This window comes from Streptomyces sp. NPDC053069, assembly GCF_044546895.1.
Taxonomy (GTDB): Bacteria; Actinomycetota; Actinomycetes; order Streptomycetales; family Streptomycetaceae; genus Streptomyces.
The window spans coordinates 346828-372944 of sequence record NZ_JBITZN010000001.1; the positions used below are offsets into that span (position 1 = coordinate 346828).

Consider the following 26117-nt stretch of genomic DNA (forward strand, 5'->3'; position numbering starts at 1 on the left):
ACCGGTGCCGTGTGGAAGCGGGCGTACAAGGCCTACGGCCTCAACCACGCGACCTCCGGCACCGGCACGCTGTTCTCCCGGTCCAGCGAGCTACGACTCGCCCACACAGAACGGCTCCACGGTCACCGGCATCGGCCGGTGGGTACCGCCCCTGGCCCTCGACGTCACTCAGGGATGCGGGGCCAGACCCTCGTCGACGGGCAGCGCGACGGGCTCCTCCACCGGCTGTGCGACTGCCTTGGCGGAGACCGCCTCGGCGCCATGTGTTCCAGGGGTCGCACGCGCGGCCGTCGCCGGAGTCACGCGGCGCAGGGCCAGATGAAGCGCCGGCATCAGCACACAGGTGACCGCGGCGGACTGCCACAGCAGCGCGTCGAGCCGGCCTGCCGCCAGATACGCGCCCGCGGCCACCGCGGCCACCGCACACACCCCGCGGTCCACGATGCTCTCCACCGAGAGCAGCGTGGCACGCGGGGCCCCCTTCGGTATGGCGTCGTTGATGAGCTTGCGCTGCACCGGATAGCCGAAGCCGGTGATCGCGGCGAACGCGCACAGCAGCCCGACCACGGCCCAGGGGCCACCGACAGTGGTGCCGGCGAGTGCGGCGGCGAGTGCGACGCTCAGCAGGGACACCCAGGCCGCGGGCGACAGCCGCGCGCTCAGCCACTGGGGCCGGGCGGAGGCCACTGCCTCGGCGACCGTCATCGCCGCGAGGACACTGCCGTGGCTGCTCTCCGCGATGCCGTGTTCGAGCAGCACCGGCTGGAACAGATTGACCTGGCAGATCCGCGACAGCGTGAAGACCGCCACGCCCTGCACCATGAGCAGGGCCAGCCACGGTGACGACCGGAGGGCGCGCAGGGCAGCGCCCGTGTCCCGCAGCAGGGTTCCGCTCCGCGGCCCAGCAGTGCCCGCCCCCGCGCCCGGGTCACCGGCGGCGATCCGGGGCAGGGCGAGGGCGCAGCCGAGAGAGCCCGCAGCGCTCGCCGCGCTGAGCACGTACGGCGACTGGTGGGCCACTGACATCAGCGGTCCGACGAGCGGCCAGCAGACGACCTTGGCGGCGAGCCCGAGGGCACGCGCGGTGCCCTCCGCCCTGAGGTAGTGGGCGTCCGCTCCCTCGGCACGCAGGCCGTCGTACAGGCAGGCGCTCGCCGCGCCCGAGGTCAGGGAGCGTCCGGCGGCGATCGCGAGGAAGTGCACGAGGAAGCCCGTGTACGAGGGCGCCAGCACCGGCACCATGTTCGCCGCCGTCATGACCACCGCGCCCGCGCGCAGGCAGTTGCGGGCACCGACGCGGTCGGCGACGACTCCCGTGGGTATCTCGAACAAGCAGAAGGCGATGTAGTAGATGCTCTGGATGCCGAAGATCTGGCCGTCCGACAGGCCCGCGGCACGCTGGTAGGCGTAGAACACGGGCATCCACCACAACAGGTTGAACAGCAGCTGGAACCCGTTGTTGAGGCGGATGATCCGGCGGGCGGCCGGGGTCATGGCCGGATCCGCGCAGCGGCGCCACACACAGGTCATGGAGCGCCTCACCGGGCGTACGGGCGGACCTGGACCAGATGGAACGCCCCCTCGGCGGTCATGAGCCACTCGATGTCCAGGGCGTCGTCGGGGTCGCCCTCACTGAAGTGGGACTGCAGCAGGCGCCCCACCAGGGCCAGTTCGCCCAGTGCCGTGCGCGTGTCCGCCGGGAGGTCCTCACCCGACGAGCCGACGTCCACGGTGCGCCCGCCGCCCTCGACCGTGTTGTACAAGTACTGGTGGGGCAGGACCTTGCCGTCGACCACCCGCTCCGGCGAACCGGCGGTGCAGTTGACGTACACGTTGCGGAAGTCCTCACGCCGGGTCGGGTTGCAGGTCACCAGCACACCCCCGAGGTCGGCGGGCACATACTCCTGGATGATCACTCCCATGTAGGTGTCGTCCAGGACGATGCCGGCCTCGTGCCGCAGGCGTACGCTCCGCGGCGACAGCAACGACGTCCACACCTGCCGCACCGCGTCCAGCAACTGCTCCGCTCCGCGCACGGTGGTCACCGAGTCGTAGATCCCGGCCGCAGAGAATCCCGGCAGGTCCTCGGCGTTGGAGGACGAGCGCACCACCAGACGACATCCGTCGGCCAGCAGAGCCGGCACCGCGCCAGTGACGGCGCGTGCCACCTCGTCGGGGATCGGCGTGCTGTGCATCAGGCGCTGCAGGTCCAGACAGAGGGAGTCGATCACGTCGAGCGCTTCGAGTTCGAGCGCCATCTTCAGCTTGCCGATGCCCTGTTGCAGAGCGGGCGACGAGGTCAGGAAGAGATGGTGCAGGCGGAACGGGAGCGCCACCCCCTCGGGTGCCCGGACGGTGGCCGCCACGCGTTCGGCCGCCGCGGCCTGCAGCCGTTCCACGGGCGCTTCCGGCTCACCGAGCCGTAGGGCCAGGTGGCTGAGCAGATCGGGCCGCGGCGGGCGCGGGCGTGCGTAGAACGCGGTCAGGTCCGCCGTGCGGCTGTCCAGGACATGGTGCAGTTCACCGAGGTGGGCGGCCTTGGTGCCGTAGCTGTCGCGGTCGTCGCGCCGCAGCCGGTGCAGAGCCATGACCGGCGCCTCGTCCAGCAGGGGTGCCTCAATGCGGATGCGCTGCTGGTGCCAGACCGGCCGCTCGAGGACCGGGGCGGCGGACAGCCGCTCCAGGGTGACGGCGTCCTCGGACACCCGGTAGCGGACCCATGCGCCATCGAGTCCTTCCTGCTGCACCAGCGCGTCCAGGTCGCGGACGATGGCGTTCGGGATGCCCCAGCCCGACGCCAGGACGTTGGTGTGCGAAAGCGGCGTCGTGGGCTCCGTGTTGACGAATCCCGCCACCCGGGGCACGTCGTCGGGCAGGCCGGCCATCGCGACGATGTCCGCCCAGCCGAGCTGTGGGGCGGCGCTGCGGTACTCCGCCGGATGACGGAAGTAGCGCAGCCGGCCTTCGGCCACGCCCGGGTTGAGGCAGGTCCGGGTCCGGTTGCCGAACAGCTCCTGGCTGAGGATGCGCGGTACGCGTGCCTCACCGACCGAGGCGAGTTCGTGCTCCTGCCCGTGGTTCGCCGGTTTCAGCAGCAGGGGGAGGCGTCCGTCCACCCTCGCGCGCACGTAGTGGTAGAACTCCTCCAGCAGCGCGGCGTTCATGGTGTCCGCCTCGGTCGTCTCCAGGACCAGGAAGGGCCGCTCGGAGCCCTCGGCGTCCTCGTCGCTGTGCAGGGACAACACACCGAGCAGGAAGCGGCGGTCAGGCGCCATGTACACGGAGGCGTTGAACGCGTCCAGGTCCGTGTCCAGTTCGTCCATCCTCATGCCGAGGATGCGCGTGGCGATGTAGTCGACGTGGAAGGGGTGCACCCGGGTGTCGAGCAGGTGCCAGGTGTCCTCGGACCGGTCCACCACGACCTTCAGGTACGGGTGTCCGGCGAGCACGCCGGACAGCGCGCGGAACAACGGCAGCGAGAGGTTTGCGCCGACGACGGTACGGTCGCCCGCCGTGTCGGGGATGTCGGCCCTGTGCGGTGCGTGGGTCATGGCCGTGCCCCCTCGGTGGCGTCCGTGGGCAGGATGCCCGGCAGCGCGTCGACCAGTGCGGTGAAGTCACGGACGACGGACTGCGGCCGGTCCGCCGACAACAGGCACAGGCCCGCCATGGTGTTGGCCCCGGCGGCAGGCTCGTAGACCGGTACGAGGGCCCCGTCCGGCAGCGAGCTCTCGCGGACGACGGACAGCGTGCTGCCGGCGCCGACCGGCGCCGAACGGACGACCGCCGAGGAGTCCCACCGATGGCGGCGGGGCCACGGGGTGCCGTCGCCCTGCACGGCGAGGACCACCAGCGATCCGGCCGCGCCGGTGGCATCGTCGGGCGTCAACGCCCGTGCGGGCCAGGCGGGTGAGCCGCCGAGCAGGTGGTCGGTGAACATACCGACCAGGTCCAGGCCGAAGACCTCCTCGATCTGCGGCACCGTCATCGCACCGCCGAACCGCGCGGCCGTCTCGATGACCCACATACGGCCTTCCCTGCCCAGCTTGATCTCCGTGTGGGTGCCGCAGTTCTCCAGTCCCAGGGCATCCACGGCGCGCCGGGTGAGGGCCACGATGGTGTGCTGGGCGTCGCTTCCCACGGCGGCCGGGGTGATACCGGCGCGCTCGGTGAAGGGCGCCACCGTCGGCATCCGCCCGCTCAGGCAGACGGGACGGAATTCTCCGTCGACGACCACGCCCTCGACGCTGACGTAGTCACCCCAGCCGGGGCCGTCGAACCACTCCTCGGCGCATCCGCTGACGATCTCCTCGACGATGAAGTCCTCGGAGGCGCCGGGAACGTGCAGCTCCGCGAATCCGAGCAGCGCGGACTCGGCCATCACCGCGCGCGACCGCCGCCAGGCGTCCAGCGCGTCCCCGGGCCGCTCGATGATCTGGTGTGCGGTGGAACCGGCGCTCCATGCCGCCTTTAATAACAGTGGACATGACAATTCCATGGTTGCGCGCTGCAGCTCGGCCGCGTCGGTGACGGCGCGGAACCTCGGCTGCGGTATGCCCCTGCGCTCCCACGCGGCACGCATCAGGCGTTTGTCGCGGGCGAGGGCGGCGGCGGGCCCGGCCCCCCTCAGCCCGAGCCGCCGGGACGCCTCGGCGACCGCGACCACCGCGTACTCCGAGAAGGTGAGGACGGCGTCCGCCCCCACCTCGCGGGCACGGGCGGTGATGAGCTCGACCAGGTCGCCACCGCGGGCGTCGCGGGGTGTGACCACCGACGCGCACAGCCCTACCGCGTCATGGGCCACGGGGGCGGGCAGTTCGCTGAGGGCCAGCAGGTGCACCGCGGACCTCGCGGCCACCCGCCTCAGGGCATGGCCCACCGGAGGGCCGCCCTTGGCATGCACGTACAGCACCTTGCTCACGGAACTCCAACTCCTTCGATGTCGTCGGGCGGGCAGATGGCCGCGCGGCGTGTGGTCCGCGGCTGCGTCGGTACACCGACCACCATCACGCCCTCTCCTTCAAGCGAACCAGCACCCGCCCGCGTCCGAGACACCGAGAATCCCGAAGCACTCAGGCAAATGCCTTACTGCTGCCGTCGATTCGCGTGAGGTGAAGGTACGGTCATGCGCTAGCGCCGCCGACGCCACGGCGCGGAGCGTCCGCCCCGCTCGCATGCCCCATCTCCCAGGGGATACGCATGAGGTATCACCCAAGGTGATGTGGTGCAGGGTTGAAGGAGTGGAACGTGGACGAGGCTGATTTCAAAGCGTTGCTCGAGCCCCTCGCGGTGTCCTGGTGGGAAGCCGACAGCGGTCTGAGCGTGGTCGACAGCGGGGGCGCCGCGTTCGACGACCGGCGCACCACCCGGCGCTTCCTCGAGGCCCTCCACGCGGACGGCGGCGGCCCGTCCAGCGCGTCCGGCTGCGGCCCGTACCACGCGTGTTTCGAGGGCAGAACCTTCCACGTCCACTGGCCGGAACTCAGCGGCGGGCCGGGACGGCACGGCAGCAGGGGGATGGCGATCGAGGTGGTGGACCGGCCGGACGACGACCCGTACGCCGCCTTCGCCGACCTCGCCCCCGCCGCGGCCTTCGTACGCGACGCCACAGGCCGTTACCTGTGGGCCAACCACGCCTACGCCCAGCTGTACGGCACCACGCGCGACGCCGTGATCGGCCGTCACCTCGCCGACGTCGACGAAGCCGGTGACATCACCCGGTTCCTCGCACTCGACCAGGAGGTCCTGACCCGCGGCCGACCGGTGCGTCACACCCTCACCTACCGGCGCGTCGACGGCTGCTCCGGCCGGGCGGCGGGCTACCGCTTCCCCGTCCGCTGGGGCGCGGCCCGCTGTGTCGCGGGCATCTACGTCGACGTCACCGACTACGCCCGGGTGCTGGACCAACGACACCAGGCCGAGGCCGACTTACAGGCCCTGCGCGACCGCAGCGGACTGCTCTGCGTCCGCCTGACCCCGGACGGCCGGATCAGCGAGGCCGGCACGGCGGTCGCCGACGTCCTGCGCATCCGGCTCTCCGACCTGATAGGCCTGCCGGCCGACACCCTGCTCGCCAGGACACCTGAACGGAGCGCCCTGCACCGGATCTGGGACGACCTGATCAGCGGCCGGCGCCGAAGCGCCCGCACCTGTGCCGTACTCGTCGACCGGGACGGCTGGCGGCGCCGGACCCGGATCCATCTGAGCACCGTGTGCGGTACGACACCCGGTGTGTCCGGCGTGTGGGCCGTCGGCACTCACCTCGGCCTGCGCCATCAGGCCCGACCGGACCTGACGGCCGCACAGGTCCGCATACTCGCCCTGCTGGCGGCCGGGCACAGCAACGCCGACATCGCGGGGACGCTTCACCTGTCCCGGCAGACGCTGGACTACCACCTGAGCCGCCTGCGCGCCCTGCTCGACGCCGCCACCCGCCCGGCGCTGGTCGCCCGAGCCTACGTGCTCGGCATCCTCTCATCACAGACCTGGCCGCCCCGGTCCGCGACGGCGTCGAACCCCGCAAGCCCGGTCTGAACGCTCCGCTCCCGTCCGGTCCCCGCCCGAAGAAGGCGCTCGCACCGCTGGCATGGCAGCCGATCCGCACACCCAACGCCGTGGCGAGAGCCGCCCGCCCCGGGCTCGTCGCCGCCCGCCTCGCCGCGAGCGGTGGCTCGTCCCACCCGATCCGGTGGATTGTCCTGATCGGTACGACATGCCGGGCCGCCTCTGGCAGCCTGTCGAGGAAGGCATGACGAGGAGAGCGGGGCAGGGATGGATGAGGTGGTCCTCGACGTGGCCCGGACCATTCGGCCGTATCTTCCGGGCCTGGTCGGCGAGGACGCGTCGCGGTTCGACCGGCGGATCGTCACGCTGCTCGGCCGGGCGCGGGACGGCGTGGACGTCTGCGAAGCCGTTCTGGAACTGCTCGGTGAATCGCCGGCGACGCTCGCGTGGGCTGCGTCCGTGCTGGAGGACGAGCGGCATCTGCCTCCCGACCTTCAGCACAGAGCCGTGCGCTCGGGGGACAAGGGGGGATACTCCCCGCTGGCCAATCCGCACGGCGGCGATCCCGTGGACGCTCAGCGATACCTCTGCCCTGAGGACGGCGCCTATGCATGGTGGCGCACGTCGGTGGGACAGGAGATCCCCGAGTGTCCCGATCATCCGGGAGTCAAGCTGGTGGCGAGTTGAAGGCGCGCTGACCATGGGGACGTTCTGGTCGGGGGTGGGCGGCAAGCTCGCCGAGCGATGGGCCGCGGTCGCGTTGCCCGCCCTGCTGTTCTGGCTGGGCGGGCTGCTCGCCTGGACACTCGCCCGAGGCGGGGCCCACGCGTGGGAGGCACCCGCACGCTGGCTCGGACGGCAACCCGCCGGTGCCCAGGCGGTGATGGTACTCGCCCTGCTCTGCGCCGTCGGCGCTTCCGGAGTCGTCGTCGACCGGCTGACCGGTCCCGTGCTCACCCTGCTGGAAGGCTACTGGCCCGCCCCTCTGCGGCCCGTGTGCCGGCGGCTGGTCCAGCGGGCGTCGCGCAGGGCGGGCGCTTGGGGGGACGAGTTCCAGGCCCTCGCCGGGGCGATCCACGACGGCAGCGCGACACCCGAACAGCGGGAACGCTACGCGTCCGTCGACAAACTCCTGCGGCGTGTCCCCTCCGGTCCGCGCATGCTGCCCACGCGGGTCGGCAACGCCCTGCGGGCTGCCGAGACCCGCCCCATCGACAAGTACGGGCTGGACGCCGTGGTGGTCTGGCCCTGTCTGTGGCTGCTGCTGCCGGACGTCACACGGACAGAACTGACCGCCGCCCGGCGGTCCTTGGACACCTCGGTCGGCACCTGTGTGTGGGGGCTGCTCTTCATCGCCTTCACCCCGTGGACTCCGTGGGCCCTGCCCGCAGGACTCGCCGTCGCCCTCGCCGCGGCGTTCCTATGGGTTCCCGTCAGGGCCGAGGTCTTCGCCGACCTGCTGGAAGCCTCATTCGACCTGCACCGGGGCGCGCTGTACGCCCAGTTGCGCTGGCCGCTGCCGGCCAACCCCGCCGAGGAGCGCGTCACGGGACGCACGGTCACGAGCTACCTTCTGCGCGGACTGGACGGGACGAGCCCGACGTTCACCAGTACGGAGCCTCCGAACCCGCCGACGTCATAGAGGCCAGGAGGACGCAGCAGGATGACGGAGAACGGCCCGGCCGACCGCCTCGCCGCCCTGATCGGCGCCGAAACCCTCGACGCGGCGGAGCAACTGGTCCGACAAAACGGCGAGTTGACCAGCAGCACGAGCATGGAGCTGCTGCGGGAGTGGGAGCAGCGGGCGGCGGGCGCCCAGGACCGGCAGGCCGCCGACGTCTTCTCCTTCCACCGGCGGCTGCTGTACCGGTGCCGAGTCGTCGGCGTGGCCGAGACCTTCGGGGAGCTCCGGGGGCGCCCCGTCGGAGTCACCGACACCTGGGAGACCGCCCTCGCCGCCACCGCCGCTTACGAGGACAGCGGTAGCGGGACCGAACGAGCGCGCGCCGAGGAGGCATGGCGGCGGGTCCTGGAGCTGGTGCCGTACGAGGCCGACCGTCTCTCCCCGCAGGCGCGCACGGCTGCCCTGGACGGACTGGCCCGCCTCCTGTTCTCCAGTCCGGTGACGGACACCGGCCCGGACGCGGCCGGGCCCACCCTCGACGAGGTCGTCGCGCTGTGGCGGCAGGCGGTGGGCGAGGCCGCCGACCCGGCGGAGGCCGCCGGCTACCGCACCAACCTGGGGGCGGCCCTGGCGCGGCGCTACGAGCGGAACGGCGACCTCCAGGATGTGGCGGAGGCGGTCGACGCTTTCACCGCCGCTTCGCGGACCGCATCGGCCGAGGCCCTCACCCGGGCCGGCGCGTTCACCGGGCTGGGAAACGTGCTGATCGCCCGGTTCGAGGCCAAGCGGGCCTCCGCCGACGCGGACGCCGCGGTGTACGCCCTGCAACAGGCCGTGGACCTCGTGCCCGAGGGCGACCCGGCGCGGGCCGAGTTCGTCAACAACCTGGGCCTCGGCCTGCTCAACCGCTACGAGGCAGCCGGCGCGTTCGAGGACCTCGACCACGCGGTGGCGGCCCTGGAGAGCGCGCTAGACGCCCTCGACGAGGCTGCCCCGCAACGACCCCGCGCACTTGCCAACCTCGCCAACGCCCGCCTCCAGACGTACGAGAGCGGTGCCGACCCGGCCGACCTGGAGCGCGCCGTCGTTGCCGTGGAGCAGGCGCTGGCCCTCCGGGAACTCACCCCCGACGAGCGGCCTGGGTGCCTCAACACCTACGCGGGCTGCCTGCTCGCCCGGCACACCCGCAGCGGCGACCTCGATGACCTCGACCTCGCGATCGACGCCGGCGAACAGGCCGTCGAGAACACCCCGGCCACCGCACCGGAGCGGGCCATGTACCTGGACACGCTCGCATCGGCGCGAAGGCAACGCTTTCTGCGCACCGGTGACCGCACGGAGCTGCGTCGTGCCGTCAGGTACGCCGAGCAGGCGGTGGACATGACCGGCGCCGACGCCACCGAACGGGCCCGCCGCCTCGCCACGCTCGCCGACTGCCTGGCGACCACACGCGACGGGGAACGCGTCCGGTCGGACCTGCTGGACACCATCGTGGCCCGCTCCCAGGAGGCGTTCGACCTCACCCCGGGCCATTCCCCGCAGTGGTGGCTCCATGCGAGCAACCTGGCCGCGGGCCTGCTCGACCGCTACGAGACACGCCGGGACCCGGCCGACCTCGACCGCGCCTGTCACTACTACGAACAGGCGATCGCCGCGGTCCGGCCGCGCAGCGCCGAGCTGGCCGCCCTCTCGTACAACCTGGCGGTCGGCCTCCGGCTGCGCCACGACCAGGGCGCCCACGCCCGGGACGGTCGCCGGGCCGCGGAGGCGCTGCGCCGCGCCGCCCGGATCGGACTCGTGCACAACCCCCAGGTCGCGCTGCTCGCCGCCCGTACCCTGGGTGACTGGACGGCCGAACGCGAGGCGTGGGACGAGTCCGCGTGCGCGTACGCCATCGGGCTGAAGGCCATGCACCGACTGGTGCGCGCGCAAACCACCCGGGTGCAGCGCGAGACCTGGCTGCGCATGGCCCAGCGGCTTCCAGCCCGAGCGGCCTTCGCCATGGTCATGGCCGGACGGCCCCCGCAGGCCGCCACCGGCTTCGAACACGGCCGGGCCCTGGTCCTGTCCGAGGTCCTGGAACGCGAACGCGTGGACCTGTCCCGCCTGCGCGCCCACGGACACGGCGCCCTCGCCGACTGCTACCAGCGGGCCGCGCAGCGCGTCACCGCCCTCGAACGAGCCGATCCCGGCGACGCACAGCACCCGTTCACCGGGCCGGGAGCGCCTCGCAGACGCGACGCCCACGACGCCGCGCGCACGGAACTGAACCAGGCGATCACCGCGATCCGTGCCACCAGCGGCTTCTCCGGCTTTCTGCGGAGTACGGACGCCCACCGTCCGGCCCGGCCCCCCGACGGCCCGCCCGTGGTCTACCTGATCCCGGCACCGGCCGGCGGGCAGGCCCTCGTCGTCGACGGCGATGTCCGCACAGTCGCCCTGCCCGCGCTCACCGAGGGCGCCGTCGCGTCCCGGGCCACCGACTTCCTGGGCGCCCAAGCCACCCGCTCGGTGTCGGCCACCGTATGGGAGACCTGCCTGGACGACGTCACGCGATGGCTCTGGGACGCGGTCATGGCACCCGTGCTGACGGCACTCCACGGGCATGGACACGCCGTTCTCGTGGCCGCCGGCGAGCTGAACCTGCTGCCGCTGCACGCCGCCTGGCGGCCCGCGTCCACGGCGAGCGGCCGCTGGTACGCCCTGGACCAGATGCTCCTCACCTACGCGCCCAACGCCCGGGCCCTCGACGTGGCCCGCCGACTCGCGGCCGAGGCCGATCCGACGAGCTTGCTGATGGTCGACGCCGTCGGGTCCGGGCGGGCCGTGGACCTCCCCACGATCGGCCACGAGGTGAACGCGGCCCTCGGCTGCTTCCGCCACCACCGGCGACTGACCGGCCCCGATTGCTCCGTACCCGACGTCCTGGCCGCGATGACGGAGCACCCCGTCCTGCACTTCGCCTGCCACGGCATCGCGGACCTTGACCATCCGCTGGACAGTGCACTGCTACTGGCCCAGGGCGAACTGACGCTGCGTGACGTGCTTGAACAGCGCCTCACGTCGGCTCGGGTCGCCGTGCTGTCCGCCTGCGAGAGCGCGCTGTCGGGCACCGTCCTGCCCGACGAGGCCGTCGGACTGCCGACCGGTCTGAGCGAGGCCGGCGCGGCCGGGGTGGTCGGCAGCCTGTGGCGCGTACCGGACATCACCACCACCCTCCTCGTCTCCCGCTTCTACGAGAACTGGCGCCAAAAGGGACTGGAGCCTGCGCAGGCCCTGCGCCGGGCCCAGATCTGGGTGCGCGACAGCACGAACGGCGACAAGGCGCGACGTTTCCCGGACATCCCCGAGGTGACCAGGCCGGGGATGCCCGCACTGCACCGCCGCTTCTGGCAGAACGCCCGGCCCCACACCGGCCCCACCCACTGGGCAGCCTTCACCTACACCGGCATGTGAACAGGGTGCGCGCCGCGAGCCGGCTCACTCGCCCACATACACGAACGCGGCCCAGGAGGACGGGGAACGATGCGCCCTCGCCCGCTCCCACAGGGACTCGGCCCCGGCCGGCACATGGCCGCCGCTCAGTTCCTCGATGCCGGGATACATGTCACGCTTCGCGCCGTTCGGCGTGTCGCGGACCCACTGCTGCGCCCGCCGCAGCGCTTCCGGCGGGTCCAGCCCGTCCGAGCGCCACAACGCGTAGAAACGGGCCATCAGCGCCATCGTGCTCGCGTCGGAGACCGCCCACAGCGATCCCACGACGCCCGCCACACCGGCCTGAAGCAGCCCGGTGGGCAAGCTCACGACCTCGTCGGGCAGATCGGTGCCGGGCACGGCCGTCTCACAGGCCGACAGGACGGCCAGCCGGGCGTCGAGCGGGCTGCCCCTCAGCAGGTCGCGCAGGGTCAGCGACTCGTCGCCGGCGAGCAGGAGCCCACTCTCGAGGGGCCGGCCGACCTCGGCGAAACCATGGCAGGCGAAGTGGATTACCGGGTAGCCGCCGAGCGCGTCCCGGACGGCCGCCGGGGTGGCCCGGTCGCCGCCGAGGCGGCAGGTCCGCGCGAAGTGGCCGAGGGCCTCCCGCACCTCACGGCCGGCGGCCGGCAGCGGCCCCGCGGACACCGGGTGGGGGTCGTCCACCGCCAGCAGTCCCTCCTGACCGGAGGCGGTGGCCCGCTCCGCCGCGGCGATGCGGGCGCGTGCGTTGGGGACGCAGGTCAGCAGCAGATCGTCGAGTGCGTACCGGCGCCCGGTCGGCGCCGAGGCATCCTCGCGCCAGGCGGCGTGCAGCGGAAGCAGCCCGAGCAGGCCCGCGGGCACCAGCGCCGCCCGGACGGCGGGGGCCAGGGCCGCGACGACGGGCTCCATGACCGCGTCCCAGAGCCATCGCGTGACCTCGTCCAGACAGGTCTCCCATCCGGTGGGCTCGCTCGATCGCGCACGGTACGCCCGCAGATACGTCTCCACCCGCGCGCGCAGCGACTCCTCGGTCAGCGACGGCAACCAGCACACCTCGACGTGGTCACCGGTGACGAGCAGGGCCAGTCCGCTCCGCTCCGCCGCAGCCAAGTAGACGAGCGGGGTCGTCGCGGCCGCCCGGATGTCGTCGAACCGCGGCGGGTCGAGGAACCGTTCGTAGCCGTCGACGCGCCGGATCGCGGTGATGACGGCCTCCAGCTCGGCCCGGGCGGCCCGCAGTGCGTCGGTGAGATCAGGGTCGTGAGCCGACACCGGGTGCCCCGGCGCCGGGCCGGACCCGTCCGCCGAAGCGAGCGCCTGGTGTTCGAGTGCTGTCAGGGCCGCGCTGCCACGTCGGTAGCGCTCGACCAGGTCCGCCCGACCGGCGGCGGTGAGCTGTTCCAGCCTGGCCCGGCCGCGTTCGAGTGCCTCGGAGAGAATCAGGGCCCGGCCGCGTTCGAGGGCCACCGCCGCCCCGGTCGCGTCGCCGGACCTGGCCAGCGCGTGCGCGGCGGCCACCGCCAGTCCTTGCGCGTCACGCAGCCGTGACTCCTTCGTCGTGCGCGTGAGCTGCGCCCGGAACAACTGCTCCATCGCCAGCAAGCCGTAGCCGTACGCCTCCGCCGCCTCGCTCCAGGACTCCCGCCGGACGGCCCACCTGCCCCACGACACACTGTCGGCGCCGGCGTTGTCCGGGCAGATGACCAACCCCGCGGTCACAGCCTGGCGGAACAGCGCTCGCGCCTCGTCCAGGTCGGCCGCGTGGCCCACCGCGTCGATCTCGTAACGGCAGGTCAGCACACCCGCCAGGCAGCTGGGCAGGAACACCCGGCTGTGCACGCTGCCCTGGTCCGCCTCGATGCCCCCGCGCAACAGTGTCTCGGCCTCGTCGAGATCCGCAGGGTCGCCCTCGCTCAGGAAGCTGTCGAGCAGTACGTGGGCCAGGAGGTTGGCGGCGTTGGGGTACAACGGCGACGACGGTGGGACGGGGGCCAGTGCCTTGCGTGCCATCCGGATCGCATCCTGGAGGTGTGCGCCGTCACCGGTGTGCCGGTGCCTGACGGAAAGCGCGACGGCGAGGCCGCCAAGGGCCATTGCCCGGTCGGACTCGGTGAGGGAGTCGTCCTCGAGCGCCTCAAGCCAGTGCGCGATCGCCTCGTCCAGGTCGGACAGTGCGCCGCTACGTGTGTGCAGCTGGCGCAGCGCCACACCGAGACCCGTCAAGTGTATCCAGCGGCCGGGAGCGCCGGGTGGTGAGAGTGCGAGTGCGGCGCGGGCCAGTTCGACGGACCGGACGAGGTCGGCGAGGTCGCCGTCGCGGAAGTAGCGGTCGCGCAGGACCATGCTGTGCGCGCTCAAAGCGGCCTCCCGAAAGACCGTCCCGGGCGGGCAGAGCGCCACGGCCTGCTCGATGAGCGTGACGCTTTCGGTGAGGTCGTCAAGCCGTTGTGCCAGGTCGTAGCGGGCGTTCAGCGCGTGCCCCAGCCGCGACAGGCTCTCCGCGCGGTCCGCCGCCGTGGCCGGGGTGAGGGCCAGGGCCTGCCGGGCGGCCTCGATGGCGTGGTCGAGATCAGCCGGCCGACTCGTGTGCTCGTAACGGTCCTGCATCATGGAAGCCAGTTCGTCGAACACCGCGGCACGGGCCGTGGACGGGTCCGGCGTGTGGTCGAGCGCCTCGCGGGCCCGGGTGATGGCCCCGTCCAGGTCGGCGAGTTCATCCAGCCGTTTGAACCGTGCGTGCAGCGCCGCGGACAGTTTGACGAGCACCGTGAGCCGGCCGGCGGCGTCCGGCGGGATCAGCTCCTCGGCCGACCGCAGGGCCTCCAGGCGGGCCTCAAGATCGTGGAGATCGCCGCCTGAGAAGTACCGAGCCCGCCGGTAGTCGCTCAGCCGCACGAGGAAGGCGGGGCGTCGCGGCGAGTCGCGCGGGAACAGAGCGGTGGCCTGGTCGGCCAGTCCGATCGCCTCGTCCAGGTCCCCTTGGTCACCGCTTTCTTCGTGCTGCTGGTACAGGCCCTCGGCGAGCACGGCCAGACAGTCGGCGCGGACGGGCGAGTCGGGCGGCAGCAGAGCGGTGGCCTGCCGGTGCGCGTCCAGGGCCCGGGCCCGAGCCGACGGATCCTGGACGCGCTCGTGGTAGCTCCACAAGGCGCTGCCGAGCAGCGCGAGGACCCCTCCCCGCTGAGGCGAGGACGCGTCGGTGGACCGCGCCATGTCCTCAGCATGGCGCAGCGCGAGCCGGAGCATGTCCCCCTCGCCGGTCCGCCAGTACTGGGCCAGCAGCATCGCACCGACGACCATCCGCTCCGCCCTCGCATCGAGGGGCATCGCACCGGGCACGTCCGCCACGACGTCCTCGTGGTCCTCGTCGTCCTCGTCGTCCTCGTCCTGCGAGAGACGCACCTCGACGACGCACCGCGCCAGCCGGGGGACGTCGACCACGCTGTCGACCGGGAAGACGCCGTGCAGATGGTTGAGCGTGCTGCGGAGGATGTCGATCGCGCGCCGTAGCTCGGCGTCGGTGCCGGTCGCCAGCAGCAGGAGGGTCCGTTCCGTCTCCACCGCGATGATTCGCGGCCCCGCGTCGTCGGTGAAGATCTCCAGGGCCTGCCGGAAGGCGGCACGCGCGTGCGCGGCGTTCTCCTCTGTGTCGCCTCGTACCCGCTCCAGGTGCGCCCTCGCCACGTCGTTCATCGTGATGGCCCACAGGATCGGCCGGGCGGTCCTCGACTGCCGGGAGAGGGACGCCTGGAGCGCATCGAGCGCGTCCTCGACGTTCTGGGCGCGATCGCCCGTCCGGTCGCCGAGCAGGGCGTCGCCGAGCATCCCCTGCAGCGAGCGCCACACCTTCGGCGCCTCGTCCGGGGAGACCGACGCCAGGGCACGCCGGATACGCCCGATGCGCCCCGGCGGGTCGTCACCGGCCGTCGGCGACCCGCCCAAGGAGGACAGGACGGCCCGCAGTTCGGGCGGAAGGTCGTCGCCGATCCCCTCGGCGATCGCGGCCTCGACGCCGATGTGACGGGCCAGCACCAGAAGGTCGACGTACTGCCCGTAGAAGCGGGCCCGGGCGGGTTCTCCACCCTTGCGCAGCTGTTCGGCCAGACACTCGAAGAGCTCCACACCGGTGTCGCTCAGCAGCTCGGGGTGCTCGTCGAGCGCGCGCCGGACGTCGTCCCAGCCTCGGGCGAACGTCAGCTTCCGCACCGCGTCGCCCAGCTCGTCCCAGGCTGCCTCAACCGGGTTCCCGCTGCGTTCGGCCTCGGGACGGGGGTGAAGGGGCATCCACTCAGCGTACGGGTGCTGTCGCCCGGCGTTGAGGGATTTCGTGTTGTCCAGCGCCGGGGGTGAAGGCCGACGCGATGGCCTGCTGAACCACCCTTCCGTGAGCCGGCACCCCGAGCAGATGGCGCAGGTCCGCCAGGACCCGCCCCTGCTGCCCGCCACGAATCGCCGAGACACTGCGCTGCACCCGCCTGTCCAGCTCGTCCCTCGCCAGGCGGAACGGGACGCCGTGTTCGCCGGCAGCACCGTGCCGGCAGGAGCCACCGTCTTCTGCCTCATCGGCGCGGCCGACCGCGACCCCGACGCCTTCGCCGCCCCGGACACCTTCGACATCCCTCGCCCGGACCCGGCCACCGCGCGCTCCTTCACCGCCGCCGCCCAACACCTGGCTTTCGGCTCCGGACTGCACCAGTGCGTCGGCGCAGCCTTCGCACGCGCCGAGTCCGAGACGGTCGCCGCGATGCTCCTCTCCCTGCTCGACCAGCTCCGCTACACTCCCGGGGTCCCCTACCGGGAGACCGGCCTGTACACCCGCGGCCGCGCCTCCCTCAACGTGGACTTCTCCCCTGCCCGGAGCAGTCCCGGGCCTCACTGACATCCGCAGATCCCTCCGTGCCCTTGCCACCGACCGTGCGGGGCGGGCATCACCTTCCCTCGGCCGCAGCAGCCGGTCCCGCCCTTACGGCCATCCCCTTCAGGAGAAGACAGCGATGACACCGACCGACATCACCCGCGCCATCAACGACCTGCTCTTCAACCCCGGCCTCGACCTCGCCACAGCCCTCGATCGACACTTCACCCCCGACTACCGCCAGCGCACCGACGGCGTGTGGAGCGACCGGACCTCCTTCACCCAGCACATGACACGCCTGCGCTCCCTGGTCCGCAGCGGACACATAGAGGTCCACGACGAACTCCGCGACGGGCTGCGCTACGCAGACCGTCACACCGTCACCGTCACCCAGCACAACGGCCGCACCTCCAGCACCGAGGTCTACCTCTTCGCCGAGTTCGCCCCCGACGGTCGCTTCCGACGCGTCGAAGAGACCACCCTCCTGGTCACCGGCCACCCCGACGACGGAAACCTGGGGCTCATCAAATGACGGGGACGGCACCTTCGGAGCACGCTGCCTTCCGAAGGCCCCCGTGAGGCCCGCGCGAACCTCAAGGGTCTGGAAACCCTCTAGGGGAACGAGTGCGTGGCGCGGTCCCGTTCCGTCGGAGCGCGCGGATGGGAGCAGCCTTGGTATCCGTAGGAGAGAGACTCAGCAGTGCGCGCATACGGGCCTTCGTCGGTCGGGACGAGGAGCTCGGGCGCTTTGCGCGGGCATTGACCGGCGACGCACAGGCGCCGTTCGCGTTCTACGTGTTCGGGCCGGGCGGCATCGGGAAATCGACGCTTCTGCGGTGCCTGGTGGACCGAGCCCGTGCGGCAGGCCGGCCGCTCGTCGAACTCGACGGGCGTTTCGTCAGCCGGGACCCGGCCGATTTCGAGCGCGCGGCCCGTTCTCTCCTGGACGTTCCCGGCACGGTGCTGTTCGTGGACTCCTTCGAGCACTGTCAGTGGCTGGAGAGCTGGCTGTGGCAGCACTTCCTGCCTCGCGCCGCTGACGGCACCCTGGTCGTCCTGGCCGGTCGGCTCACTCCGCAGCCGCAGTGGACCGCCGACCCGGCCTGGGCCGGGCTCCTGGACGTCACCGAGTTGAAGCCGTTCTCCGAGGAACAGGCCCGGAGCCTGCTGGCCACAGCGCAGATCCGGCCCGAACTGCGGGACCGGGTGCTCCGCTTCGCCGGAGGCAATCCGCTTGCTCTGTCCCTCGCCGCGGCCGCGGGATCGACGGGCTGCAGCCGGGAGGAGCTCTGGGCCCCTTCGGCGGATGTCCTGCGGACCCTGTTGACCGGGCTGATCGGTGAGGTGCCCACGGCGGCCCATCGCCGCGCCCTGGAGGTGGCGGCACAGGCTCACTCGACGTCCGAGGAACTGCTCACCGCGGTGCTGCCCGACGAGGACGCCCATCTGCTCTTCTCCTGGCTGCGGGACCTGCCCTTCATGGAGTCCTCGCACCGGGGCCTCCACCCGCACGACGCGGCACGCGAGACGCTGGCCGCCGACCTGCGCTGGCGGGCTCCCCACGCTTTCGTGACGATGCGCCAGCGATTGGCCGAGGAGTACCTGCGCCTCCTGCGCGAGGCACCCGAGGACCGGGTCTGGACCGTCACCGACGAGCTCTTCTACCTCTTCCGAGAGGGGAAGATCCTGGCCCGTCTCCGCACCTGGTCCCGCGAGGACGAGGTGCACGACCGCCCTCTGTGCCCGGACGACATGGACGTGGTACTCCGGATGACGGAGGAGACCGAGGGACCCGCCTCGGCGGACCTGGTCCGCTACTGGGCGCAGCGCCAGCCGCAGGCCTTCAGCGTCTACCGTCTCGTGAGCACGGGCCGGACCGTGGCGTTCACGGCCCGACTCGCCCTGCCGGCCCCTCCCGACCCCCAGGACCTGGCCACCGATCCCGTCGTCGCCGCAGCGTGGGCGTACACCGACGCCACCGCGCCGGTGAGCCCCGGCGAGCACATCGGAATCAGCCGCTTCTCGGTCTACCCGGAGCGGTACCAGGTCCCGTCCCGTGTCATCGACTTGAGCAGTTCCCGCGCTCAGGCGGAGGCCGCCCGCGCGCGGGGCCGCGCCTACGGCTTCGCCGTCTGGCGGGACGCCGAGAGCTGGGCCGAGCGCGTCGAGGGCACCCTCAGCGACACCGGTGCGCGACCGAGAGTCGGTGGGCACACCTACGGCCTGTTCGTCGTCGACTGGCGCCAAGTGCCCGTCGAGGCCTGGCTCGACCGTTTCATATCGGCGCCTGACGTCCCTGCCCCGTCCGGGGTGTCGGGCTTCTCGCGCACCGCGTTCGACCAGGCCGTACGCGAAGCCCTGACGCACTGGCGCGACCCGGCCGCCTTCGCCGCCTGCGCCCTGACGCGCACCCGCCTGGCGGCCGACCTCGCCGACCCCGTCCAAGAGCTGCGCGCCCTGCTGCGCCAAGCCGTCGACGACCTCGCCGGTGACCCGCGCGGCGTGCGCGCCCGCGAGGCCCTGACGGCTGGCTACTTCTCCGGCGCGCCCACCCAGGAGGCCGCCGCCCGCCGCCTCGGCCTTCCGTACGGCACCTATCGGCGTCACGTGCGCCAGGGCATGGATCTGCTCTGCGAGGCCCTGTGGCAGCGGGAGCTGCACGGTCCCCGATAACAACGGCACCCGCCCGCCGTCGGCAGAACCGGGTGGACAGGTGCGGACAGGAGTGGACAGTCATCGCCCCTGAGGGGCCTGGATAGTGGACACCGCCCCGCACGAGGGTGTGCGCCATGGACCTCCCACGCACACAGCCGGGGCGCACGCCGCCCGCCGCTCGGCGGTCAGCCGTGCTCGCGGTGCTCGCCGCAGCCCAGTTCACCGTCATGCTGGCGACTTCGATCGTGAACGTCGCGCTGCCGCAGATCCGCGCCGGGGCCGGCCTGTCGGACAGTGGCACCACCTGGGTGGTCAACGCCTACAGCCTGGCGTTCGGGGCGCTGCTGCTGGCCGGCGGGCGGGCGGCCGACCTGCTCGGTCGCCGCCGGGTACTGGCCATCGGCCTCGCTCTGTTCGCGGCTGCCTCGTTGGCAGCGGGAGCGGCTGCCTCCCCAGGCGTTCTCATCGCGGCCCGCGCCGTTCAGGGCCTCGGAGCCGCCGCCATCGCCCCGGCCGCGCTGGCCCTGGCCATGGACCTGTTTCCGCCCGGCCCCGGGCGCGGCAAAGCACTGGGGGTGTGGGGCGCGGTCTCCGGCGCGGGAGGTGCGGTCGGGGTCCTGCTGGGCGGTGTCCTCACGCAGGCGTGGGGCTGGGCATGGATCTTCCACTCCGTCGCGCTCGGGGCGGCGCTGGTCCTGACCGCCGTGGCGGCCCTGGTCCCACGAACGGCGGGCCGCACGGCCGGGCGGTTCGATCTACTGGGCACCGCGACCGTCACCCTTGCCCTGACCTGCCTGGTCTGGGGGCTGACCACCGCACGCGGCGCCGGCTGGACGGACGGCCGGGTGCTGGGCGCCCTCGTCGCCGCCGCCGCACTGCTCGCGGCTTTCGCCGTGATCGAACTCCGCCGGCCGAACGCACTGATCCCGCCCCGGCTGTTCGCCACGGGCCGGGTGGCCGCGGGCAACCTGCTGATGGCCCTGCTCGGGTCCGTGTGGATCGCCCTGTTCTTCTTCCTTCCGCTCTACCAGCAACAGGTCCTCGGATACGACGCCTTGGCCGCCGGGGCGGGCCAACTCCCGCTCGCCGCCGCCAACATGCTCGGGTCCGCCCTGGCCCCGCGCCTTTCCCGGCGCATCGGCGCCACCGCGACCGTGACCGCGGCCCTGCTCACCGAGGCCGCAGGCCTGCTGTGGCTGTCACGGCTCAGCGCCGACGGGACCTACCTCGCCGACGTCCTCGGTCCGAGCATCCTCGTCGGCCTCGGTCTGAGCGTCGCCTTCGTCCAACTGACCGCGCTCGCCGTGGACGGCGTACCGCCGCAGGACGCGGGCCTGGCCGGAGGACTGGTGAACACCACCCGCCAGGTGGGCGGCGCGATCGGCCTCGCCGCCCTGGCGACTCTTGCCGGCTCGGTCACCACGCACGCCGCGGTCCACCAGTCGTACGAGGAAGCGCTCACCGCCGGCTACCGGACCGCGTTCGCCGTCTCGTCCGCCATTCTGACCGCCACAGCCCTCCTCGCGCCGCTCCTCAGCCGCCGTACCGATGCACGTACCGCAACCGCGCGGACGAGGCCGGCTTCCCACCCGCGAATCCCCCGCACCACCCGCATCGGCTGAACCTGGAGAACCGGCTTCCAACCTCAAGGACCGTGTCGGCCGTATGCCTGACCAACTGTCACATCCATCGAAAGAGGTTCCTGCCATGAGTACTGCCAAGCCCTACCTGACCGGCCACTACACCCCCGTCGCCGACGAGATCACCGCCACCGAACTGACCGTGGAGGGCACCCTGCCCCCCGAGCTGACCGGCCGGCTGCTCCGCAACGGCCACAACCCCAAGCCCGGCGTGACCCCCACCCACTGGTTCAAGGGCAGCGGCATGGTGCACGGCATCCGGCTGCGCGAGGGACGGGCCGAGTGGTACCGCAACCGCTGGGTGCGCACCCCCGCCCTGGACGGCGCCCCCTACCTGACCGAGCATGGACCGGACCTGAGCGCCAGCACCGCCGGCACCCATGTCATCGAGCACGCCGGACGGCTGCTCGCGCTGTGCGAGGCGAACCACCCCTTCGAGCTCACCCAGGACCTGGAAACGGTGGGCGCCTACGACTTCGACGGCAAGCTGCGCACCGCGATGACCGCGCACCCCAAGGAGGACCCTGTGACGGGGGAACTCCACTTCTTCGGATCCTCGCCGTTCCCGCCGTACCTGATGTACTACGTCGCCGACGCCAAGGGCGAGATCGTCCACAGTGCCGAGATCCCGCAAGCGACCGCCTCGCTCAAGCACGACTTCGCCATCACCCGCCGCCACGTGGTCTTCGTCGAGGGCAACGTCACCTTCGACCCGTCCGAGCACTCCGGCATCCCGTACGGCTGGAGCGATCAGCACCCCTCCCGTATCGGAGTCATGCCCCGCGGGGCCGACGGAGCCCGGCACATCCGCTGGTTCTCCATCGAGCCGGGCAACATGCTGCATGTCTGCAACGCCTACGAGGACGGCCAGGGCCGCATCGTCCTGGAGGGCCCGACCGTGGACCGCGAGGGTTTCCGCCTCTCCTGGAACTGGTGGGTCGGCGCCCCCGGGCGCAGCACCGAGCCCAACGCCCGTTCGTACATCCGCCGCTGGGTCATCGACACGGCCGCCGGAACCGTCGACGAGCAGATCATCGACGACCTGCCGGTGGAGTTCCCGACCCTCAACGAGGACTACCTCGGCGCCGAGAACCGCTACCACTACGCCGTCTCCTTCCCCGACGAGAAGGGCTTCGGCGGCTACGGCCTCGTCAAGTACGACCGCACCACCGGCGCCCGCCGCATCCACCAGGTCGGCGACGCTCGGCTGCCCAGCGAGGCCGTCTTCGTCCCCGCCGCCGGCGCCACCCACGAGGACGACGGCTACCTGCTCACCGTCGTCTCCGACCTCAAGCAGGACGCCTCACAGCTGCTGGTCCTCGACGCCTCCGGCCTGGACCGGATCGCCACCGTCCACCTGCCCCGCCGGGTTACCGCCGGAATCCACGGCTCCTGGATCCCCGACAGCGCCCTGACCGGCACCGAGGGCTGACCACCACCCGTCCTGGGGGACGGGCACGGCTCGTCCCCCAGGGCGCCGGAGCCCCCACCGACCCCTCACTCCGAGGAGCGAACATGAAACCCCTGTTGTTTCCGAAGGACGCCCAGTTCTGGTACGAAACCCTGCGGTCGTTCGGCCACATCGCCTACGGCGGCGCCGACTTCGGCGAGGTCGTCTCGACGAGCGTGCGCATCGCGGAGGGCGACTACGACAGCTGGCACGACGAGTGGCTGGCCACCGCCGACCGGGTGTCCGCCGAGGCCCGGCGGGCCCTGGCGCAGGGCCACCCGGTCAGCGCCCGTGACGGATTCCTCCGGGCGTCGAACTACTACCGGTCGGCGGAGTTCTTCCTGCACGGCAACCCGTGCGACCCGCGCCACCACCACGCCTACGACCGCAGCGTGGAGTGCTTCCGCGCCGCCGCGGAACTGTTCACCGGCCCACGGATCGAGCCGGTCCGCATCCCGTATGAGGGCGGCACCCTGCCCGGCTACCTCTACCGGACCGACGCCTCCACCACCGCCCGGCCGACCGTGGTCATGCACAACGGCTTCGACGGCACGGCGGAGGAGATGCACTTCTTCGGAGCGATGGCGGGTGTGGAGCGCGGCTACACCGTCCTCGTCTTCGAAGGCCCGGGGCAGCCGGGGCCGTTGCACCGCGACGGACTGGTCTTCCGTCCGGACTGGGAGAACGTCGTGGGCCCCGTCCTCGACTTCACGCAGACGCTGCCGGAGGTCGACGGGGACCGGATCGCCCTGCTCGGCAACAGCATGGGCGGTCTGCTCGCCCCGAGAGCGGCGGCCTTCGAACGCCGGCTGTCCGCGGTGATCGCCCTCGACGGCGTCTACGACCTCGGCCAGGCGATCACCAACATCGTGCCCGGCGACCGGGACGAGACCGAACGGCGGCTCCGCGCGGCCTCGGACCCCGAACTCGACGCGTGGTTGGACCACTTGATCGCCACCGACCCGGTCATGCGATGGGCGTTGAACCACGGCATGTACGTGATGGGAGCCGACACCCCCCGGGCCTTCGGCGCCGCCTATCTCGACTACCACCTTCGCGACGGCCTCGCCGAACAGATCGAATGCCCCACGCTGGTCTGCGAGGCCGTGGAGGACCTCTTCTTCGCCGACCAGGCCCGCCGGCTCTACGACCACCTCACCTGCCCCCGGACGCTGCTCGAGTTCACCACGGAAGAGGGCGCCGACGCGCACTGCCAGGCGGGCGCTCAGCGACTGGCCCTCGCCCGTATCTACGACTGGCTGGACGACACAGTCTCCCGGCGGTGAGCGCTGGGCTGCTCTGTTGCCGAGGCGCTCGCCTCAAGTGCCGCTCGACCCACCGTCCACTTGCCCACCGACAGTCTTTACGTGTGGATCCGCTCGGGCTTCGCCCTGCCTTACCTGCCGGAAGCTCAGCGCCAGAACGAGGTCGTGCGGAAAGTCATGATCGACGCGGCGTGCGCATACGCGGGCGATGGTTACGACGTTGTTCTGGACGGCATCCTCGGCCCCTGGCTGCTTGACGCCTTCCGTGCCGAATGCCGAAAGCGTGATCTCGGCCTGTCTTACGTTGTCCTGCGCCCCAGCCTGGAGGTGACACTTTCGCGAGCCTCACAGCGCGAATCCGGCGCGGCAGGGCCGGGGCGGCCGGCCCTGCCGGTGCTCAGAGGCCGTCCAGTTGGTTACAGGCCGACCGGGTTGACGTAGGTACCCGGGTGGGTCGCTCCGTCCTGCTTGAGGATCTGGCCGCCGAACGGCCACTTCAGGGTGAAGTGTGTCGTCTCGTTCGGCGGGGTGACCAGGAACTTCTCCGGGACGAACTTCTCCTTCTGCGGCGTGGACTTGGCCACCGGTAGCAGGGTGATGCTGAAGTCCACCGTGTCCCCCTGCCCCAGGGTGATCTTTTCGGGCTTCTCGGAGGAGCGCGCCAGCGACCAGGTGCCGTCGGTCTTCTGAGCGCCGACCATGTCGACACCGGCGAAGCCGGACAGGGTGCAGGTGTGCTTGCTCCGGTTGGTGAACCAGATGTACGCCTGGGTCTGCTTCGCGGTCTGCCCCATCTCCGGCTTCGCGTCATCCCCCGTGGCGAAGCCGGCCTTCAGGTCGGCGGTGTGGCAGCGGATCGGCCCGGCCTTGGCGGGGGCGGCCGAGGCCGGGATGGCGGCAGCGGCAGTACCGGCGACGACAACGGCTGCAAGGGCCACGGCGGTCAGCTTGCTCTTCATGATGTTTCGGATTCCCCTCGATACGAATCGGCACGCGAGGTCAGTGCGTGCCTACGCCACTGAAGACGTGCAATGCCGGGGGGACGTTCGGTGTACCGGGGAACTTTTCCCGCCAATCGGGTTCACCACTGTGGCGCGTACGAGCACTCATGTGTCCTACCTGGCCCGGGATCAGCTCGACCTGCTGGAGGCAGCTGCCGCGTTGCGGCGGGCGCCGGCCTGCCGGCGCGGGAACACCCTGGCCGACATGTGGCCGGCAAAGAGTGTCGGCCGTAGCTGGTGATGACGACGGGTGGTTGTCGTCCAGGCCGAGGTGTCGTCAACCGCCACAGGCGGAGCGGATCTTGTAAAAGGTGCTCAGGTACTTCGAGTGGTAGGACGCGTCGACGATCCGTACGAGCGCCTCGTCTGCGGAGCGCAGGGACGACCCGGTCAGATTGGCACTGCCTGTGTAGACGCGCGGTGTGGTGTCTCCGCTGTAGTACCCGTCGATCAGGATCTGCTTGTTGTGCGGACGGACGTCGATTCCGGGGCCGTTGGGAATACGACACCTGAGGTGCTGGATGCCGGCGGTGTCCAGCTTGGTGGTGATCGTACTGTCGCTCTCGGCATAGATGATGTCGATCCAGCATCCCTTGCCGCGCAGCTCGGCCAGCTTGTCGGCGACCTGGACGCGCGAGCCGTAGAAGCTGTACATCACGATGCGGATGTCGCTTTGGTGCTGCAGCCCGTCCGTGCCGGTGTAGGCGCAGCTGATCTCGTTCAGCGTGTTGACGACGGTGTCGGTGGCCGGGTTGTAGTACGAGGTGTCACCGCGCGGGAAGAAGAAGCCCCGGTAGGTCGAGCCGGTCGGGGTGGAGAAGTACGCATTGTTGTTGCCGCCCGCGAGGGTGCGCCCGTAGCGGAGCATCTCGTGATAAGTGGCGTAGCCGTCGTAGACGGCGGCGTCCGTGAAGGTCACGGCGTCGTTGAAGGACTCGACCTTGTACCAGTCGGAGAGGTTCGAGGACGTCTGGAAGACGACCTTCGGGTAGCTGGTGCCGTCGTCGAAGGGCCCGATCCTCGAGAAGATGAAGAACTTGTTGTGGTTGTAGGCCGGTTCGGGTGGCGCGACGCTCAGGCAGCCGCGCTGGACGTCGTCCACGCCGTCGGCGTCCTCGAACTTGTCGTCGCAGACGACGATCCAGGAGCGGGCGGCGTCATTGTTTCCGAGTCCGGCCCTGAGGGACTCGAAGGCCGGATTGGCGTACTCGGCGCCGTTACCGTCCACGTAGGTCGAGTCATCCACGATGAGCTTGACGTCGACGCCGCGCCGGTGGGCGGTGAGCAGCGCGTCGGCGACCTCCTGGTCCTGGAACTCGTACATCGAGCCGCGGATCTCCGCCCCGGCGGGCGTCGCGTCGATCAACTGCACCAGCTGGGTGAAGATCGCCTTCTGCTGTGCCGGCGTGCCCAGCGGGTCGTTGAACACGGGCCCGTTGACGACCGGCTTCGTCAGAGCGGCGGCGGGTGTCGCGCCACCGAGGAGAAGGGCGGCCACCAGGTGCAGTACTACGGCGATGGGCGGCAGCGTACGTCGGTGGCGGGCCGCACGAGGGCACGCAATCGAACGGGGCATCGTCGCCCTCCTTGAGGTGGGTCCACGGTCGATTCAGGTATGAACAGCGCGGGTGGCATGACAGGGGCGGCCGGTCACGCAAGCAGCA

17 protein-coding genes are annotated in these 26117 nt (G+C 71.5%); 11 read left to right on the forward strand and 6 right to left on the reverse strand.

The genetic code is table 11. The features are described 5' to 3' along the window. Positions 1–168: 168 nt before the first annotated feature. From ACIGXP_RS01520 to ACIGXP_RS01530, 3 genes are read right to left on the reverse strand one after another with little or no spacing between them, the layout of a single operon-like run. The gene (locus tag ACIGXP_RS01520; RefSeq protein WP_399762868.1) at positions 169–1530 is read right to left on the reverse strand and encodes an MFS transporter; all 1362 of its coding nucleotides are present in this window, start codon (positions 1528–1530) and stop codon (positions 169–171) included. Positions 1531–1538: 8 nt separating this feature from the next. Then, on the reverse strand, positions 1539–3551 hold the full coding sequence (locus ACIGXP_RS01525; RefSeq protein WP_399762870.1) for a PEP/pyruvate-binding domain-containing protein: 2013 nt from the start codon (positions 3549–3551) through the stop codon (positions 1539–1541). Then, positions 3548–4921, reverse strand: a complete 1374-nt coding sequence (locus ACIGXP_RS01530; RefSeq protein ID WP_399762871.1) for an acetyl-CoA carboxylase biotin carboxylase subunit family protein — start codon at positions 4919–4921, stop codon at positions 3548–3550. Before ACIGXP_RS01530 ends, ACIGXP_RS01525 begins: the two co-directional genes overlap by 4 nt. A gap of 326 nt (positions 4922–5247) precedes the next feature. On the opposite strand from ACIGXP_RS01530, the gene ACIGXP_RS01535 reads away from it, so the two are divergent. The 4 genes from ACIGXP_RS01535 (at position 5248) to ACIGXP_RS01550 (ending at position 11584) form a co-directional block, all read left to right on the forward strand. Then, positions 5248–6534, forward strand: coding sequence for a PAS domain-containing protein (locus tag ACIGXP_RS01535; RefSeq protein WP_399762873.1), 1287 nt, complete (start codon positions 5248–5250; stop codon positions 6532–6534). Positions 6535–6771: 237 nt separating this feature from the next. Then, the gene (locus ACIGXP_RS01540) at positions 6772–7191 is read left to right on the forward strand and encodes a hypothetical protein (RefSeq protein WP_399762874.1); all 420 of its coding nucleotides are present in this window, start codon (positions 6772–6774) and stop codon (positions 7189–7191) included. 13 nt (positions 7192–7204) lie between these two features. Next, positions 7205–8146 carry a hypothetical protein gene (locus tag ACIGXP_RS01545; RefSeq protein ID WP_399762875.1) on the forward strand — a complete coding sequence of 314 codons (942 nt, stop codon included), beginning with the start codon at positions 7205–7207 and terminating at the stop codon, positions 8144–8146. A 21-nt stretch (positions 8147–8167) separates the two neighbouring features. Next, positions 8168–11584, forward strand: a complete 3417-nt coding sequence (locus tag ACIGXP_RS01550; protein ID WP_399762878.1) for a CHAT domain-containing protein — start codon at positions 8168–8170, stop codon at positions 11582–11584. Positions 11585–11608: 24 nt separating this feature from the next. On the opposite strand, the gene ACIGXP_RS01555 is transcribed toward ACIGXP_RS01550, so the two are convergent. Further along, positions 11609–15871, reverse strand: a complete 4263-nt coding sequence (locus ACIGXP_RS01555) for a CHAT domain-containing protein (protein WP_399762879.1) — start codon at positions 15869–15871, stop codon at positions 11609–11611. Positions 15872–15971: 100 nt separating this feature from the next. Here ACIGXP_RS01555 and ACIGXP_RS01560 point away from each other — a divergent pair, with 100 nt between their 5' ends. The 7 genes from ACIGXP_RS01560 to ACIGXP_RS01590 all read left to right on the forward strand — a co-directional run bounded on the left by ACIGXP_RS01560 (position 15972) and on the right by ACIGXP_RS01590 (position 23893). After that, on the forward strand, positions 15972–16466 hold the full coding sequence (locus ACIGXP_RS01560; RefSeq protein ID WP_399762881.1) for a cytochrome P450: 495 nt from the start codon (positions 15972–15974) through the stop codon (positions 16464–16466). A 115-nt stretch (positions 16467–16581) separates the two neighbouring features. Further along, positions 16582–16974: a nuclear transport factor 2 family protein gene (locus ACIGXP_RS01565; RefSeq protein WP_399762883.1), complete on the forward strand. Its 393-nt coding sequence runs from the start codon at positions 16582–16584 to the stop codon at positions 16972–16974. Positions 16975–17201: 227 nt separating this feature from the next. Further along, positions 17202–19115 (forward strand): ATP-binding protein, encoded by a 1914-nt coding sequence (locus ACIGXP_RS01570; RefSeq protein WP_399762885.1) that lies wholly within the window; start codon positions 17202–17204, stop codon positions 19113–19115. Positions 19116–19231: 116 nt separating this feature from the next. Next, positions 19232–20719 carry an MFS transporter gene (locus tag ACIGXP_RS01575; protein ID WP_399762887.1) on the forward strand — a complete coding sequence of 496 codons (1488 nt, stop codon included), beginning with the start codon at positions 19232–19234 and terminating at the stop codon, positions 20717–20719. 85 nt (positions 20720–20804) lie between these two features. After that, the gene (locus ACIGXP_RS01580) at positions 20805–22169 is read left to right on the forward strand and encodes a carotenoid oxygenase family protein (RefSeq protein ID WP_399762889.1); all 1365 of its coding nucleotides are present in this window, start codon (positions 20805–20807) and stop codon (positions 22167–22169) included. 83 nt (positions 22170–22252) lie between these two features. Further along, a complete protein-coding gene (locus ACIGXP_RS01585; protein ID WP_399762890.1) occupies positions 22253–23473 on the forward strand; it encodes an alpha/beta hydrolase family protein in 1221 nt (406 codons plus the stop codon). Positions 23474–23554: 81 nt separating this feature from the next. Then, a complete protein-coding gene (locus ACIGXP_RS01590; RefSeq protein WP_399762892.1) occupies positions 23555–23893 on the forward strand; it encodes a hypothetical protein in 339 nt (112 codons plus the stop codon). Here the strand turns inward: ACIGXP_RS01590 and ACIGXP_RS01595 are convergent. Next, on the reverse strand, positions 23869–24411 hold the full coding sequence (locus ACIGXP_RS01595; RefSeq protein WP_399762894.1) for a DUF4232 domain-containing protein: 543 nt from the start codon (positions 24409–24411) through the stop codon (positions 23869–23871). The genes ACIGXP_RS01590 and ACIGXP_RS01595 overlap by 25 nt on opposite strands. A 319-nt stretch (positions 24412–24730) precedes the next feature. Then, complete coding sequence (locus ACIGXP_RS01600; RefSeq protein WP_399762895.1) at positions 24731–26029, reverse strand: phosphatidylserine/phosphatidylglycerophosphate/cardiolipin synthase family protein; 1299 nt, start codon at positions 26027–26029, stop codon at positions 24731–24733. Between the last annotated feature and the right edge of the window lie 88 nt (positions 26030–26117).